The organism is Mycobacterium sp. NAZ190054, assembly GCF_001545925.1.
GTDB lineage: Bacteria > Actinomycetota > Actinomycetes > Mycobacteriales > Mycobacteriaceae > Mycobacterium.
This window is the reverse complement of the sequence record NZ_LMVQ01000037.1, coordinates 1-15,648: the sequence shown is the minus strand read 5'-3', so window position 1 is coordinate 15,648 and position 15,648 is coordinate 1. Positions and strand designations below refer to the sequence as shown.

16 protein-coding genes, 1 tRNA gene and 1 pseudogene are annotated in these 15,648 nt (G+C 69.3%); 13 read left to right on the top strand and 5 right to left on the bottom strand.

The window, feature by feature from the left end; all coding sequences use genetic code 11:
- The 11 genes from ASJ79_RS33650 to pth form a co-directional block, all read left to right on the top strand.
- Nucleotides 1–268, top strand: a 268-nt coding sequence (locus tag ASJ79_RS33650) for a helix-turn-helix domain-containing protein (protein ID WP_231750712.1), incomplete at its 5' end; no start/stop codon positions are given.
- 119 nt (nt 269–387) lie between these two features.
- Nucleotides 388–1,641, top strand: coding sequence for an FAD-binding oxidoreductase (locus ASJ79_RS03960; RefSeq protein ID WP_067953397.1), 1,254 nt, complete (start codon nt 388–390; stop codon nt 1,639–1,641).
- Between the two features lie 97 nt (nt 1,642–1,738).
- On the top strand, nt 1,739–2,218 hold the full coding sequence (locus ASJ79_RS03955; protein WP_156448267.1) for a GreA/GreB family elongation factor: 480 nt from the start codon (nt 1,739–1,741) through the stop codon (nt 2,216–2,218).
- Nucleotides 2,219–2,266: 48 nt separating this feature from the next.
- A tRNA-Gln gene (locus tag ASJ79_RS03950) sits at nt 2,267–2,338 on the top strand.
- A 52-nt stretch (nt 2,339–2,390) separates the two neighbouring features.
- Nucleotides 2,391–3,884 (top strand): bifunctional UDP-N-acetylglucosamine diphosphorylase/glucosamine-1-phosphate N-acetyltransferase GlmU, encoded by a 1,494-nt coding sequence (gene glmU, locus ASJ79_RS03945; protein WP_067953395.1) that lies wholly within the window; start codon nt 2,391–2,393, stop codon nt 3,882–3,884.
- 103 nt (nt 3,885–3,987) lie between these two features.
- Nucleotides 3,988–4,968 carry a ribose-phosphate diphosphokinase gene (locus tag ASJ79_RS03940; protein WP_067953393.1) on the top strand — a complete coding sequence of 327 codons (981 nt, stop codon included), beginning with the start codon at nt 3,988–3,990 and terminating at the stop codon, nt 4,966–4,968.
- Nucleotides 4,969–5,334: an arsenate reductase (glutaredoxin) gene (arsC, locus tag ASJ79_RS03935; RefSeq protein ID WP_067953390.1), complete on the top strand. Its 366-nt coding sequence runs from the start codon at nt 4,969–4,971 to the stop codon at nt 5,332–5,334.
- Nucleotides 5,331–5,996 carry an LpqN/LpqT family lipoprotein gene (locus ASJ79_RS03930; protein WP_197420062.1) on the top strand — a complete coding sequence of 222 codons (666 nt, stop codon included), beginning with the start codon at nt 5,331–5,333 and terminating at the stop codon, nt 5,994–5,996. The genes arsC and ASJ79_RS03930 overlap by 4 nt, the downstream gene beginning before the upstream one ends.
- A gap of 114 nt (nt 5,997–6,110) precedes the next feature.
- Nucleotides 6,111–6,980, top strand: a complete 870-nt coding sequence (locus ASJ79_RS03925) for an oxidoreductase (protein WP_067953388.1) — start codon at nt 6,111–6,113, stop codon at nt 6,978–6,980.
- A 149-nt stretch (nt 6,981–7,129) separates the two neighbouring features.
- Nucleotides 7,130–7,789 carry a 50S ribosomal protein L25/general stress protein Ctc gene (locus ASJ79_RS03920; RefSeq protein WP_067953387.1) on the top strand — a complete coding sequence of 220 codons (660 nt, stop codon included), beginning with the start codon at nt 7,130–7,132 and terminating at the stop codon, nt 7,787–7,789.
- 12 nt (nt 7,790–7,801) lie between these two features.
- Nucleotides 7,802–8,380: an aminoacyl-tRNA hydrolase gene (gene pth / locus ASJ79_RS03915; RefSeq protein ID WP_067953385.1), complete on the top strand. Its 579-nt coding sequence runs from the start codon at nt 7,802–7,804 to the stop codon at nt 8,378–8,380.
- 86 nt (nt 8,381–8,466) lie between these two features.
- Here pth and ASJ79_RS03910 read toward each other — a convergent pair whose 3' ends face one another.
- Complete coding sequence (locus ASJ79_RS03910) at nt 8,467–9,498, bottom strand: 4Fe-4S binding protein (protein WP_067953383.1); 1,032 nt, start codon at nt 9,496–9,498, stop codon at nt 8,467–8,469.
- 92 nt (nt 9,499–9,590) lie between these two features.
- On the opposite strand from ASJ79_RS03910, the gene ASJ79_RS03905 reads away from it, so the two are divergent.
- The gene (locus tag ASJ79_RS03905; RefSeq protein WP_082753652.1) at nt 9,591–10,127 is read left to right on the top strand and encodes a DUF6611 family protein; all 537 of its coding nucleotides are present in this window, start codon (nt 9,591–9,593) and stop codon (nt 10,125–10,127) included.
- On the opposite strand, the gene ASJ79_RS03900 is transcribed toward ASJ79_RS03905, so the two are convergent.
- Complete coding sequence (locus ASJ79_RS03900) at nt 10,124–10,978, bottom strand: ABC transporter permease (RefSeq protein ID WP_067953381.1); 855 nt, start codon at nt 10,976–10,978, stop codon at nt 10,124–10,126. The two genes, ASJ79_RS03905 and ASJ79_RS03900, sit on opposite strands and share 4 nt — an antisense overlap.
- Entirely contained in the window at nt 10,975–11,931 is a 957-nt protein-coding gene (locus tag ASJ79_RS03895; RefSeq protein WP_067953378.1) for an ATP-binding cassette domain-containing protein, read from the bottom strand. Before ASJ79_RS03895 ends, ASJ79_RS03900 begins: the two co-directional genes overlap by 4 nt.
- 84 nt (nt 11,932–12,015) lie before the next feature.
- Between ASJ79_RS03895 and ASJ79_RS03890 the strand changes: the two genes are divergently transcribed.
- On the top strand, nt 12,016–13,461 hold the full coding sequence (locus ASJ79_RS03890; protein WP_067953376.1) for a lipase maturation factor family protein: 1,446 nt from the start codon (nt 12,016–12,018) through the stop codon (nt 13,459–13,461).
- 48 nt (nt 13,462–13,509) lie between these two features.
- On the opposite strand, the gene ASJ79_RS03885 is transcribed toward ASJ79_RS03890, so the two are convergent.
- Nucleotides 13,510–15,144, bottom strand: a complete 1,635-nt coding sequence (locus ASJ79_RS03885) for a fatty acyl-AMP ligase (protein WP_067953399.1) — start codon at nt 15,142–15,144, stop codon at nt 13,510–13,512.
- Between the two features lie 381 nt (nt 15,145–15,525).
- A pseudogene (locus ASJ79_RS31935) lies at nt 15,526–15,648 on the bottom strand (DNA replication and repair protein RecF); the annotation flags it as partial.

The window sequence follows — 15,648 nt, the reverse complement described above, 5'->3', positions numbered from 1 at the left end:
CGACCAGCCGCTGGGTGACTGCTGGCGCCACGATGCCGTCACCGGACCGGGTCTGACGGCCGGCTGGCTGCCGTTGCACAAACTGTCGCAGTGGCTGACGTACTCGCTGCTGGAACCCGGCGACCCGGCACGCACGGCCGCGGCGCTCGGGGTGCACGAGAACACGGTCCGGTACCGGATGCGGCGGATGGCCGAACTGACCGAGCTGCGCCTCGACGACGCCGACAAACGGTTCGCGATGATGATCGAACTCGCCGTCCTGGACTGACTCGGTTTGTCGCGGGCCGACATTTCCGCCGCGGCGCCTTGTCGCCACGGCACAACACCCGCGGCCGCGCGGCCCCACACGATGGAGGCGTCAGCACGGAGGAGCGCGGAGGTCAGGCAATGTCAGGCGGGTCAGGGTTCGACGGCGGCCCCCGGTCTGTGGTCGTCGTGGGCGCGGGCATCGTCGGGCTGTCCACGGCATGGTTCCTGCAGGATCGTGGTGTCGCGGTCACCGTCGTCGACCGGACCGGTGTCGCGGCGGGCGCGTCCTGGGGCAACGCCGGCTGGGTCTCCCCGGCGCTGACCGCTCCGCTGAACTCGCCGTCGATGCTGCGCGAAGGACTGCGCGGGCTGCTCGACCCCGCCGCGCCACTGCACATACCGCTGCGCGCGGACACCGCGCTGGCGCGATTCCTGATGCGGTTCGCCGCGAACTGCCGGCCCGGCTCCTGGCGTCACGCCGTGGCCGCCAACGCGGCGCTCAACGACGAGGCGATCGAGACGTTCGACGTGCTGGTCGCCAACGGTGTCGACGCCCCGGTCACCGACACGTCGCTGGCCGTCGCGTTCCGGGACGCCGCCGCGGCCGGCCGGTTCCTGTCCGAACTGAGCCACCTGCGGCCGTCCGGCGGCGACCTCGGCGCCGAGATGCTGACCGGTGCGGCCCTGCACGAACAGGTGCCGGTGGCGTCGCCGCAGGTCGCGGCCGTCGTCAACGTGTCCGCTCAGCGCTTCGTCGACCCGGGCCGATTCGCCCATGCGCTGGCGCACGCCGTCGCCGAACGCGGGGCCACGGTGCGGACCGGTGAGGCGCGCGACGTGCACGGCACCGCCGGCGCCGCGACGGTGCGCCTGCGCGACGGGGAAGAGCTGCACGCCGACGCGGTCGTGCTGGCGACCGGGGCCTGGTTGCCGGAGCTGACGGGGCGCCGGATCCGGGTCGGGCTGCAGGCCGGCCGCGGCTACTCGTTCACGGTGCCGGTCGATCGTCCGCTGCCGGGTCCGGTCTATCTCCCCGAGGTGCGTGTGGCGTGCACGCCGTACCGCGGTGGTCTGCGGGTGGCCGGCACCATGGAGTTCCGCCGCCCGTCCGAGCCGCTCGCGCACCGCCGCATCGACGCGATCGTCTCCTCGGCCGCCCCGCTGCTGGACGGGGTGCGCTGGGGCGAGCGCACGGACCTGTGGGTCGGGCCGCGACCGGTGACCGACGACGGCAAACCGCTGATCGGTGAGCTCACCGCCGGCGTGTACGTCGCAGGCGGGCACGGCATGTGGGGCCTGGCGCACGGTCCGGCCACCGGTCGACTGCTCGCCGAGCAGATCGTCACCGGCAAACAACCCGAAGCGGTGCGACCGTTCGACCCGCTGCGCTGACCCTTCCCCTCTGACGAGGGGTCACCCGGTCGTCAGGGGCGGTGCGATTCGTCCCCGCCCCTGACGACGATCACTCCCACCGAAAAGGAACCGCGACGTGCACACCGGCGATTACATCTGGATGACCCCGCAGGCCCGCGAGAACCTCGAGCGGGAACTGGCCGAGCTGATGGCCGTGCCCCACCCGGCCGGTACCGACGACGCCGACCGCACCGATCAGGTCGTGGACGCCTGGCTGGCCCGCAAGGAACGCATCCGGCAGATCCACGAACTGCTCAGCAAGGCCGACCACGCGGTCCACCCCGCCGACGACGGGGTGGCCGAGCCCGGCATGGTGCTCACGGTGCGGTTCGACGACACCGGTGACACCGAGACGTTCCTGCTCGGCACCCGCGGAACCGCCGACGCCGAGATGGACGTCTACACCGTCAACTCGCCGCTGGGCGGTGCGCTGCTCGGCGCCACACCGGGACAGCAACGCAGCTACCAGCTACCCGACGGCAGCATCCAGCACGTGACGATCCTGGCCGCCAAGCCGTTCGGCACCCACCGGGCCGGGGAGCTCGCGACGCCGTGAGTCCGGTAGCTGTGGTGGGTTAGAGTCGCACGCGTACCTCGTGACCGATCCGTCGTGGTGTAATCGGCAGCACCTCTGATTTTGGTTCAGATAGTTCAGGTTCGAGTCCTGGCGACGGAGCAGCGAGGGTTGCCGAGCGGATTCCGCAGCTCCGCGATCCGGAAGGACATCTATGCGTGACGCCGCGGTGCTGATCCTGGCGGCGGGTGCGGGCACCCGGATGAAATCCGACACCCCGAAGGTTCTGCACACCCTGGCCGGGCGCAGCATGCTCGCGCACGCCGTGCACTCGGTGGCCGGCGTCGAACCCCGGCACCTGGTCGTCGTGGTCGGTAAGGACCGCGAGCGGGTGGCCCCGGCCGCGCAGTCGATCGGGCAGGCGCTGGGTCGCGACATCGAGATCGCGATCCAGGAACAGCAGCGCGGCACCGGCCATGCCGTCGAATGCGGTCTCGCGGCGCTGCCCGCCGACTTCACCGGCGTGGTGGTGGTCACCGCGGGCGATGTTCCGCTGCTCGACGCGGGCACCCTCGCCGAGCTGATCGCCGCCCACACCTCGCAGGGCGCGGTGGTGACGGTGCTGACCACCACGCTGGCCGACCCGACCGGATACGGGCGCATCCTGCGCACCCAGGACGGCGAGGTGACCGGAATCGTCGAGCAGGCCGACGCCAGCCCGGCGCAGCAGGCGATCACCGAGGTCAACGCCGGCGTCTACGCGTTCGACGTGACGGCGCTGCGCTCGGCGCTGGGGCGGCTGCGGGCCGACAACGCCCAGGGCGAGCTGTACCTGACCGACGTGATCGCGATCGTGCGTTCCGACGGCGGCGTCGTGCGCGCACAGCACATCGGCGACTCGGCACTGGTCGCCGGCGTCAACGACCGCGTGCAGTTGGCCGCGTTGGCAGCGGTGCTGAACCGGCGCATCGTCGAACGCCACCAGCGTGCCGGCGTCACGATCGTCGACCCCGCCTCGACGTGGATCGACGTCGACGTCACGATCGGCCGCGACACCGTGGTGCGCCCCGGGACCCAACTCCTCGGCGCGACGGCGATCGGCGCACACTGCGAGATCGGCCCGGATACCACGCTGACCGACGTCTCGGTCGGCGACGGCGCGCAGGTGGTCCGCACGCACGGGTCCGCGTCGGTCATCGGCGCCGACGCCGTCGTCGGCCCGTTCACCTACCTGCGTCCCGGCACCGAGCTCGGCGCGGCCGGCAAGCTCGGCGCGTTCGTCGAGACCAAGAACGCGACGATCGGCACCGGCACCAAGGTGCCGCACCTGACCTACGTCGGCGACGCCGACATCGGCGAACACAGCAACATCGGCGCGTCGAGCGTCTTCGTCAACTACGACGGTGAATCCAAGAGCCGCACCACGATCGGCTCGCACGTGCGGACCGGGTCGGACACCATGTTCGTCGCGCCGGTGACCGTCGGTGACGGCGCCTACACCGGCGCCGGCACGGTCGTGCGCGAGGACGTCCCGCCCGGCGCGCTGGCCGTGTCCGCGGGCCCGCAGCGCAACATCGAGGGTTGGGTGGCGCGCAAACGCCCGGGCAGTGCGGCTGCGACCGCGGCGGCCGCGGCCGCGGCAGCGGCAGATCAGGCAGAGGCAGCGGCAGATCAGGCAGACGCCGGCGACCAAGCTACCGGCAAGTAGCTTTTCGACGCCCTTTATTGGCATTCTGGTAACCCGCCACCGCAGGCGCGTCAGCGCTACGTACGATGGCCCCGTATCGATCGCCGACGCCGAGGGCAGCCCCGTGAGCCACGACTGGACCGACAACCGCAAGAACCTGATGCTCTTCTCGGGCCGGGCGCACCCCGAACTGGCCGAGCAGGTCGCCAAGGAGCTCGACGTTCCGGTGACCGCGCAGACCGCGCGCGACTTCGCCAACGGCGAGATCTTCGTCCGCTTCGACGAGTCGGTGCGTGGCTGCGACGCGTTCGTGCTGCAGTCCCACCCGGCGCCGCTGAACCAGCACCTGATGGAACAGCTGATCATGATCGACGCGCTCAAGCGTGGCAGCGCCAAGCGCATCACGGCGATCCTGCCGTTCTATCCCTACGCCCGGCAGGACAAGAAACACCGCGGCCGCGAACCCATTTCGGCCCGCCTGGTCGCCGACCTGCTCAAGACCGCGGGCGCGGACCGGATCGTGACCGTCGACCTGCACACCGACCAGATCCAGGGCTTCTTCGACGGACCCGTCGACCACATGCGGGCCCAGAAACTGCTCACCGGCTACATCGCCGACAACTACGCCGACCACGACATGGTGGTGGTCTCCCCCGACTCCGGGCGTGTGCGCGTCGCCGAGAAGTGGGCCGACTCGCTCGGCGGTGTCCCGCTGGCGTTCATCCACAAGACGCGGGACCCGCTGGTGCCCAACCAGGTCAAGTCCAACCGTGTCGTCGGTGACGTCAAGGGCAAGACCTGCGTGCTGACCGACGACATGATCGACACCGGCGGCACCATCGCCGGTGCGGTCAAGCTGCTCAAGCAGGACGGGGCCGGTGACGTGATCATCGCCGCGACGCACGGCGTGCTGTCGGACCCGGCCCGCGAGCGTTTGGCCGACTCCGGCGCCTGCGAGGTGATCGTCACCAACACGCTGCCGATCAGCGAGGAGAAGCGCTTCCCGCAGCTGACCGTGCTGTCGATCGCGCCGCTGCTGGCGAACACGATCCGTGCGGTGTTCGACAACGGTTCGGTGACAAGCCTTTTCGACGGGTCTGCGTAGATGGCCGCTGAATCTGAGGGGCGGCCCGCCGCCGTCATCTACCACAACCCGAAGTGCTCGACGTCGCGCAAGACGCTGGATCTGCTGCGGGACAACGGGATCGAGCCCGAGGTCGTGCTCTACCTGAAGACCCCGCCGTCGCGGGACGAGTTGGTGGCGATGATCTCCGATGCCGGCATCGACGTGCGCACCGCCGTGCGCAAGCGCGAACCGCTCTACAGCGAGCTCGGTCTGGCGTCGGCGTCGGACGACGAGCTGCTCGACGCGATGGCCGAGCATCCGATCCTGATCGAGCGGCCGTTCGTCGTCACCGGCAAGGGCACCCGGCTGGCACGTCCCCTCGACAACGTCCGAGAGATTCTGTGACAGTTCGCCTCCGGCCGGCGCTGGCGGTCGCGGCGATGCTGGCGGTGACGGGGTGTGCGACCGAAACGCCTGACTACCAGTCGATCTGGTCGACCACGAGCACGACTTCGGCGGCGCCGGACGTCGACCCCGAGAACGCGATCTCGATCGCCACGTTTCTGGAACGGGCCGGGGTGATCGGTGAGCCCGTCGCGCCCGACCAGCTCACCGACCTCACGGTGTCGATCCCGACACCCGAGGGGTGGCATCCGTACCGGAACTCCAACCTGGCACCGGGCACCCGGATGATCGCCAAAGGCGACACCTATCCCACCGCGATGCTGATGGTGTTCCAGCTCAACGGCGACTTCGACGTCGCCCAGGCGCTCACCCACGCCAACGTCGACGCGCAGATGTCGGAGAACTTCCGGGAACTTAACGCGTCGACCGAGGACTTCAACGACTTCCCGTCGTCGATGATCGAGGGCAGCTACGACCTCAACGGCGCGCGGATGCACAGCTACAACCGCATCGTGATCGCCACCGGCGCGCCGCCCGCCCGGCAGCGCTACCTGGTGCAGTTCACCGTCACCGGGTTCGCCGACCAGGCCGCCGAAGACGGGCCCGACGTCGAGGAGATCATCGGCGGCTTCACCGTCGCACTGCCCAAACCGGCCCGCTGACAACCCCGGCGTCAACCCCGGTGACAACCCCCGCCGAAATTGCATTCCGTCCGGAAAAGATCGAGTAGCGGCCTGCCGGAATGCAAGTTCGGCGGGGGTAACTAGGGTGAGGCCATGAGCGACTGGACCGCCGCCGACCTGCCCTCCTTCACCGGCCGCAGCGTCATCGTGACCGGCGCCAACAGCGGGCTCGGCCTGGTGACCGCGCGCGAGCTCGCCCGGGTCGGCGCGACGACGATCCTGGCGGTGCGCAACCTGGAGAAGGGCAACGCCGCCGCGGCGTCGATGAGCGGCGACGTACAGGTGCGCCGGCTCGACCTGCAGGACCTGGCGTCGGTGCGGGAGTTCGCCGAGGGCGTCGAGCGCGTCGACGTGCTGGTCAACAACGCCGGCATCATGGCCGTGCCCTACGCGCTGACCGCCGACGGCTTCGAGAGCCAGATCGGCACCAACCACCTCGGTCATTTCGCGCTGACCAACCTGCTGCTGCCGAAGATCACCGACCGGGTGGTCACCGTGTCATCGATGCTGCACCTGCTGGGCACCGTCAACCTCAAGGACCTGAACTGGAAGTCCCGGCCGTACCTGGCCTGGCCCGCGTACGGCCAGTCCAAGCTGGCGAACCTGCTGTTCACCAGCGAGCTGCAACGCAAGCTGGCCGCGGCCGGGTCCCCGGTCCGGGCGCTCGCCGCCCATCCCGGCTACTCGGCGACGAACCTGCAGGGCCATTCGGGTAACCGGTTCGGCAGCCGCGTGGCGGCGATCGGCAACCGGTTCATGGCCACCGACGCCGACTTCGGGGCGCGCCAGACGCTGTACGCGGTGTCCCAGGACGTGCCCGGCGACAGCTTCATCGGGCCGAAATTCATGATGCTCGGCCCGAGCGGGCCGCGCGGTCGCAGCCCGCTGGCCCGCGACCGCGCGAAGGCCGCCGGGCTGTGGACGCTGTCCGAGCAGCTCACCGGCGTCGGATTTCCGCTCTGACCGGGCGCTGCGCTACCCTCGTGGACGCGTCACGGCGAGGGTGGCCTGCTTTGTGCTTGGCCGCCGTTATCGACGGGAACCCGCGACTTCTCTGAAGTGCGACCCTGGCCGTGCCCGACATACCGATCACCGGCACAGGAGCACACATCATGGCGAAGAACCCGCCCAACAATCTGACCGCGCAGGTCCGCACCACGACCGGCAAGGGCGCCTCGCGCCGCGCCCGCCGCGACGGCCGCGTGCCCGTCGTCCTCTACGGGCACGGCACCGAGCCGCAGCACCTCGAACTGAACGGGCGCGACTTCGCCGCCGTGCTGCGTAACGCCGGCACCAACGCGGTGCTGACCCTCAACATCGACGGCAAGGAACAGCTGGCGCTGACCAAGGCCATCGAGATCCACCCGATCCGCCGCAACATCCAGCACGCCGACCTGCTCGTCGTGCGCCGCGGCGAGAAGGTAACCGTCGAGGTCTCCGTCGTCCTCGAGGGCGACGCCGCCCCGGGCACGCTGGTCACGCAGGACGCGGCCGCCGTCGAGATCGAGGCCGACGTCCAGTCGATCCCCGAGCAGTTCAGCGTCTCCATCGAGGGCGCCGAGGAAGGCACCCAGATCCTGGCTTCGCAGATCGAGCTGCCGTCGGGTGTCACCCTGATCTCCGATCCCGAGACCCTGGTGGTCAACGTCGTCGCGGCGCCGACGGCCGAGGAGCTGGAGTCCGAGGGTGGCGGCGCGTCGGTCGAGGAGCAGGCCGCCGAGGCCGCCGAGGCCGAGGGCACGGAGGGCGACGCCGCCTCCGAGTCCGAGTAGGCAGACCCCGTCATGGCCGAACCCGTACTGGTGGTCGGCCTGGGCAACCCGGGACCGAACTACGCCACGACCCGGCACAACCTCGGCTTCATGGTCGTCGACGTCCTCGCCGACCGGATGGGCGAGAAGTTCAAGGTGCACAAGAAATCCGGCGCCGAGGTGGCCACCGGGCGGCTCGCGGGCCGCTCGGTGGTGCTGGCCAAGCCGAGGGTGTACATGAACGAATCGGGGCGCCAGGTCGGGCCGTTGGCGAAGTTCTACTCGGTGGCACCCGACGGTGTCGTCATCGTCCACGACGAGCTCGACATCGACTTCGGCCGCATCCGGCTCAAGGGCGGCGGCGGCGTGGCCGGTCACAACGGTCTGCGATCGGTGTCGTCCGCGTTGGGCAGCAATGACTTTCACCGGGTCCGGGTCGGCATCGGCCGCCCGCCCGGGCAGAAGTCCGGCGCCAGCTTCGTGCTGGAGAACTTCAACAGCGTCGAGCGCAAAGAGGTGCCGACGATCATCGAGCAGGCCGCCGACGCGACCGAGCTGCTGATCGCCCAGGGCCTGGAACCGGCGCAGAACACCGTCCACGCCTGGAGCTGATCCCCAGCATCTTCGCCCGCCGAAATGGCATTCCAGCAGAAGAAGTTCGAGTGGGGACCTGACGGAATGCAATTTCGGCGGGTGGATCAGCGGCCACGTGTTCCGCTGCCGACCCGCTTGACCGGCTTGTGCGGGTAACGCCTGAGGGCGTGGGCTTCGGCGTCGGAGTCCGGTAGCACGTAGAGCGTTTCCACCTTGTCCTGCAGCGGCTTGAGCACCAGGTCCATGAATCCCTTACGGTCGTTGAGGTACGGCGCGATCACGTCCTCACCCGCCGGACACACCGCCAGGCAGTAGGCAGCCTTGTAGTTGGCCTTGAACGACAGGCTCTGCCACATCGACGCATTCTCCGAATCGCTCACCCGGGAACGGAAGTCGGCGCCGTCGGCGCTGTCGGCGACGGTTTGCACCCAGTCGGTGAAGCCGCCCATGAACTCCCGGTAGTTGTGCACCGAGCAGGCCAGGAAGTCGAAGCCGCCATCCTTCTTGATGGCACCGACCGGACACGCCGCCACGCACAGCTTGCACTCCAGGCACGGCGAATAGTCCAGTGGCGCACCATAACTGCTGATAGCACTGGCGACAATGACGGTGCCGAGCAGGATGAAGTTGCCGAACCGCGGATGTATCACGTTGCGGTGGATCCCCATCGTGCCCATACCTGCGGCGACTGCGACGGGCTTGTGGGCCACCACCCAGATGCGGCCTGGGTAGCGATCCATCTCCATCGGGAAGGTCGCCGACGGGTTCACCACCCGGTGCCCGGCGTCCTGCAGTACCCGTGCGATGCGGTGTGCGGCCTCGTTCATCACCTCCCCGCTGCGGTGGAATTCCTGGTTGGCCACACTGCGCGCGCTGGAGCGCACGTTGTCGCGGTTCATCCGGACCACCAGCGAGAGGTAGCTCATCGCGCCCGGCAGCGCCGCTTCGACATGAGGCAACTCCGCACTCAGCGCCGGATCGCCGACGCTGGCGAATCCGACGTCGTCGACGCCGGCGTCCAGACACACGGTGCGCAACCAGTCGGCGTCGATGACTCCCGGTGCGGGCGCCGGACGCGAGCGGACCGCGCGCACCGTCGGATGATCGGTCAGTCGGGCCGGCAGCTTCTCTTCCACGCTGAGTATAGTAAGGCATACTCAGATGGATGCGCCACCAGGAACGAATCGTGCGGCGGTTGCACCAGCTCGGGGCGGGTAACCGAAAAGACATGAACCGTACGGACGCCGGGCGGTTGCGCCGCCTCTGGGATCGGCTGCTCGACGGGGACCGCCGTTGGGGCTCGCTGAGCATCCGCCCCGATCGCATGGGTCTCGTGCGCTACCGGCTGGTGATCTATCCGCCCGGGATCACCGACGGCGAGCGCCGCCGGCTGAGGGTGGCGCGGGCGTGGCCGGCGTGGAGCCTGGCCCTGTGGCTGAGCTGCGAGATCGCGCTCGTCGACGTGGTTGCTCCCGGGGAAGCGCTGGCCGTCTCGACGGCACTCACGCTGGCCGCGATCGCCGTCGCGGTGCTGCGGGCCGGCCCTCAGCGCGCGCAGGTGCACACGATGACCGTCGCCGTGCAGGCGGGCTATCCCGACCCGGCGGCGGCGCAGCGACGCAGACGCCTGCTGACGCTCGCAGCCGAACTGCTCGAATCCGACGAACTCCTCGAACAGGGCGCGATCGACCCGGCCGCACACGAGATGGTGTGGTGGCGGGTCTACGACCGCCTCGCCGAGCCGGCGATCGCGGCGCCGGGTTAGCCGCCGGTTCGGCGCTTGTACGCATACAGCGCGAACGGTGCGAAGACGGCGGTCAGCGCCAACGACCACAGGATCGTGGCCAGCACCGGATGATGCAGCGGCAGTTGGGCGCTCGCGGGCGCAGGCCCGCCGTTGCCCCACAGCTCGCGCATCGCCTGCGCCAGCGACGAGACCGGATTCCATTCGGCGATCACCCGCAGCCAGTGTGGCATCGGCTCCGTCGGCACGAACGTGTTGGCCAGGAACGTCACCGGGAACAGCGCGGTGAACATCACCCCGTTGACCGCCTCCACGGTGCGCAACAACGAGCCGATCAGGATGCCGAACCAGATCATCCCGAAGCCGAACAACAGCAGCAGGGCGAACGCCAGAACGGCTTCGGCGACGCCGTTGCGGATCCGCCAGCCGATCGCGAGACCCGTCAGCGCCATCACCACGACACCCAGCGACGAGTGGATCACGCTGGCGATGCTGCGGCCGATCAGCACCGAGGACCGGGAGATCGGCAGCGACCGGAACCGGTCGATGATGCCCTTCTCGACGTCGGCGGTGATCCCGGCGGCTACCACGAACGCCGAGAACACGATGGTCTGCGCCTGGATGCCCGGCAGCAGGAACTCCCGGTAGGACGCGCCTCCGGTGTTGGTGATCGACGCGCCGAACACGAACGCGAACAGCAGCACGAACATGATCGGCTGCGCGGTCACGTCGCTGAGCATCTCGGGCATGCGCTTGGTGTGGATCATGTTGCGCTTGACCATGATCCACGACTGCTGCGCCAGATTGGTGGGACGGATGGGCACCGGTTGCGGACGGACCGGCGCCGGGGTCTTGGTGTCGAGCGCGGTCATGCGCCGACCTCCTCACTGTCTTCGGTGCGATGCCCGGTGAGCGACAGGAACACGTCGTCGAGGCTCGGCCGGGACAGCCCGATGTCGTCGACGGTGATGCCGCGCTCGTGCAGCCGGCCCGCGACCCGGATCATGTCCTCCAGCCCGTCGGCCGACGAGGTCAGCCGGCGGGCTGCGGCGTCGACGTACACCTCGGCGCCGGTCTGTCCGAGCAGGGCGCGGGCCGGCTCGAGATCCGCGCTGTCGGCGACGGTGACCACCAGGCTGGCCTGACCGGCCTGCTGCTTGAGTTCCAGCGGCGACCCCTCGGCGATGATGTGGCCGCGGTCGATCACCACGATGTTGTCGGCCAGCTGATCGGCCTCTTCGAGGTACTGGGTGGTCAGCAACAACGTGGTGCCCTGCGCGACGAGGCCGCGCAGCACGTCCCAGAGTTCGCTGCGGCTGCGCGGATCCAGGCCGGTGGTCGGCTCGTCGAGGAACAGCACGGGTGGTGACGCGAGCAGGCTGACCGCGAGGTCGAGGCGGCGCCGCATGCCTCCCGAGTAGGACTTGACGACCCGGTCGCCGGCGTCGGCGAGTGAGAACTGGTGCAGCAGTTGGTCACCGAGCCGGTCGAGGTCCTTGCGCCGGATGCCGTAGAGGCCGCCGATCATCCGGATGTTCTCCCGGCCGGTGAGCAGTTCGTCGACCGTCGCGACCTGACCGGTGAGCCCCATGTGGCGCCGCACCTCGTCGGGCTGGGTGCGTACGTCGTAGCCGGCCACCCGCGCGGTGCCGCTGGTCGGTTCGGTCAACGTCGTCATCATCCGCACGGTCGTGGTCTTGCCCGCGCCGTTGGGGCCGAGCAGACCCAGCACCGTGCCGGGCGGCACCGCGAAGCTGACCCCCGCGACCGCCGTCTCGTCGCCGAACCGCTTCACCAGATCGATGGCCTCGATCGCCGACTCCATGACATCGACGGTATAGGCGCACACCGACATCGAGCGAACGCTTTTCTTCCCCCTCGGGGCCCGCAGAAAGCGTCTACTGGAGACGTGTTCGCGGACTGGTTCGACGCACCCGGGTACTGGCTGGCCCGGGAGGTGCTGCAGCGGGGTGTGGCGGCGATCTACCTGATCGCGTTCGTCGGCGCCGCCCGCCAGTTCCGCGCGCTGATCGGTGAACACGGAATGCTCCCGGTGCCGCGGTTCGTCGCGCAGGTGTCTTTCCGGGTCGCCCCGAGCGTGTTCCACCTCCACTACTCCGACCGCTTCTTCGCCGCCGTGTGCTGGAGTTGTGCGGCGCTGGCGGCGGCCCTCGTCGCCAGCGCCGACGACCTCATGCCGCTGTGGGCCGCCATGCTGGCGTGGCTGGTGCTGTGGGTGCTGTACCTGTCGATCGTCAACGTCGGACAGCGCTGGTACGGGTTCGGCTGGGAATCGCTGCTGTTGGAGGCGGGTTTCCTGGCCATGCTGCTGGGCAACGACGACACGGCGCCTCCGCTGTTGACGTTGTTGCTGGCGCGCTGGCTGCTGTTCCGGGTGGAGTTCGGCGCCGGCCTGATCAAGATGCGTGGCGACCCGTGCTGGCGCGACCTGAGCTGCCTGGACTACCACCACGAAACCCAACCGATGCCGGGCCCGCTGAGTTGGTTCTTCCACCACCTGCCCAGGCCCCTGCACCGTGTCGAGGTGGCGGGCAACCACGTCGCCCAGTTGGTCGTGCCGTTCGCGTTGTTCGCGCCGCAACCGGTGGCCTCGGTGGCCGCCGGGATCGTGATCGTCACGCAGTTGTGGCTGGTGCTGTCCGGGAACTTCGCCTGGCTCAACTGGCTGACGATCATCCTCGCGTTCAGTGCGGTCGACCATGCCGCGTTCGCCTGGGTGCTGCCGCTGTCCGCTCCTCCGGCCGCACCCGAGACGCCGTCGTGGTTCGCCGCCCTGGTGATCGCCGCCACCGCGCTGACCGTGTTCCTGAGCTACTGGCCCGTGCGCAACATGCTCGGACACCGGCAGCGGATGAACGCGTCGTTCAACCCCTTCCACCTGGTGAACACCTACGGCGCGTTCGGCACCGTCGGGCGGGTCCGGTACGAGGTGGTCCTCGAAGGGACCGACGAGCCGGAACCCACCGCGCAGACGGTGTGGAAGGAGTACGGCTTCAAGGGGAAACCCGGCGACCCGCGCCGGATCCCCCGCCAGTGGGCGCCCTACCACCTGCGCCTGGACTGGCTGATGTGGTTCGCCGCGCTGTCACCGGCCTACGCGCGCGACTCGTTCCGGCCGCTGGTCGTGCGGCTGCTCCGCAACGACGCGGCGACCCTCCGTCTGCTCGGGCACAATCCGTTTCCCGACGCGCCACCGCGCTACATCCGGGCGCGGCTGTACGAATACCGGTTCACGACGTGGCGCGAGTTGCGCGACGAACGGCGGTGGTGGCACCGAACCCTGGTCGGTGACTATCTGCCTGCGGTCGCCCTACCGCGCGGTGAGCGTGCGTGAACTGCCGCCCGGATACGGCGTGGCGGCCGCAGACACGCACGCTCGCGGTTAGGTGACCAGCGAGACCGAGGTGGAGCGGCGCAGCTTGCCCGACGAGGTCTTCGGGATGCTGCCCGGGCCCAGCACGACGACATTGCGCGGCCGGACGTCAACCTCCGCGACGACCTCGTGGGCCACCTGGTGCTCGATGCGGCGCACCTCGGCCGGGTCCTGCCAGTTGTTGGACTCGACGGCCACGGCGAACGTCTCGCGGGAGTGTCCGGCATCGAGGCGCACCGCGACGGCGCAGCCGGGGCGCACGCCCTCGACGCGTCCGGCGGCCCGCTCGATGTCGGTCGGGTAGATGTTGCGCCCGGCCATGATGATGACGTCCTTGACGCGACCGCAGACCACCACGTGGCCCTCCTCGGTCAGGTAGCCGAGGTCGCCGGTGTCATACCAGCCGTGCTCGTCCTGGGCCGGGATGAACCCGCCCATGGTCATGTAGCCCGGGGACACGCATTCTCCGCGAAGCTCGATGACGCCGACACCGCGCGGCGGCATCACGTTGCCGTGGTCGTCGATCACGCGGGCCTCGAGGTCGGTCAGCAGCGGACCCAGCCGGGCCAGCCGCTTGGTGTGCCCCTTGGCGGCGGGGACCGCCCGGCGCAGCGCCGCGAGCAGGTCGGCGTCGACCTCGTCGACGACCAGCCCGGCGCCGCACGGCGAGAACGACACCGCCAGCGTGGTCTCGGCCATGCCGTAGGCGGGCAGGATCGCGCCCGGGTCCAGGCCGAACGGCTTGCCGGCGTCAAGCAGGTCCTCGACGTCGGCGGGCTCCACGGGCTCGGCGCCCGACAGCGCGAACCGCAGCGTGGACAGGTCGAACTCACCGGGCTTGGCCTGGCGGCGCAACCGCTTGGCGAGCAGCGCGTAGGCGAAGTTCGGCGCCGCGGTCATGGTGCCCTTGTACTTGTCGATGAGCTTGGCCCACAACAGCGTGTCGCGCAGGAAGTCCATCGGCGTGACCTTGACCAGCTCGGCCCCGAAGTACATCGGGATGGTCAGGAAGCCGACCATGCCCATGTCGTGGAAGCAGGGCAGCCAGCTGACCATGACGTCCTTGTCGACGTCGTACTCGGCGCCGATGAACATCGCCTCGGCGTTGGAGTAGATGTTGCGGTGGGTGATCTGCACGGCCTTCGGAGAACCGGTCGACCCGCTCGTCAGCTGCATGAGCGCGAGGTCGTCCTCACCGACCTCGATCGGCTCGACGGGGTCGGAGTTCAGCAGGTCGGTGACCGTTAGGACCTTGATGCCCTTTTCCTCGAGCACCGGGATCGCGACCAGGAACGGCTCGGACACGATGACGGCCTTGGCCTCGATCATGCCGATCACGTTCATGGTGTCCTCGGCCCAGACCACCAGGTCGGTGCGGGGCGTGGGCTGGTGCAGCATCGTCAGGCTGGCGCCGCGCATCCACAGCCCCTGCGCCGTGGGAGCGATCTCGACCGGGAAGCCCGCCAGCACACCGACGGCGTCGCCGAGTCCCACACCGGCCGCGGCCAGACCGCCGGCGATGCGCTTGGCCCGCTCGTGCACCTCACCCCAGGTGTGCCGGACCGGCGCGTGCGGCTCTCCGGTGACCATGCCCCTGCCGGTGGTGTGGGCACTGCGGTACATCTTCTCGGTGAATCTGCTCACGACGACCTCCTCGCCGACATCTGCCCCGGTGCACATGCCCGTTTGCCATGCTCCGCCTGATGAGCGGCCTTTTCACGGAGGCGCGCAAACATTTGGGGAGCGGTTGTGTCTCGAATCGGTGATGCTGCGCGAGCACGGCCGAACACCGCGCCGACACCGGTTCCCGGCCCGTCGGTCAGACCGGCGGGGTAAACCGATGCGTCCATTGCTCGACCGCTGTCACTCACCGCCGATCATCTTAAGCAACTCTTAAGTAGCTGCCAAACGAGCGCGAGTATTGAGGCGTGCGTCACACTTGTTTGCGACCTCAACCAGTGGTGGACGGGCTCGGCACCACCCGGGCGCCCTGCACCGGTCCGCTGGCCACCCGCACGGTACGGCACGTGACGCCGGCGCCAGCAGCTGGTAGGCCTTCTCCACCTCGGCGGCCAGCTCGTTGACGAGTTGCACTCGGGCCGTGATCAATTGGGCTCCGTGGTGGGCGAGATGCCCGTCCCACACGTC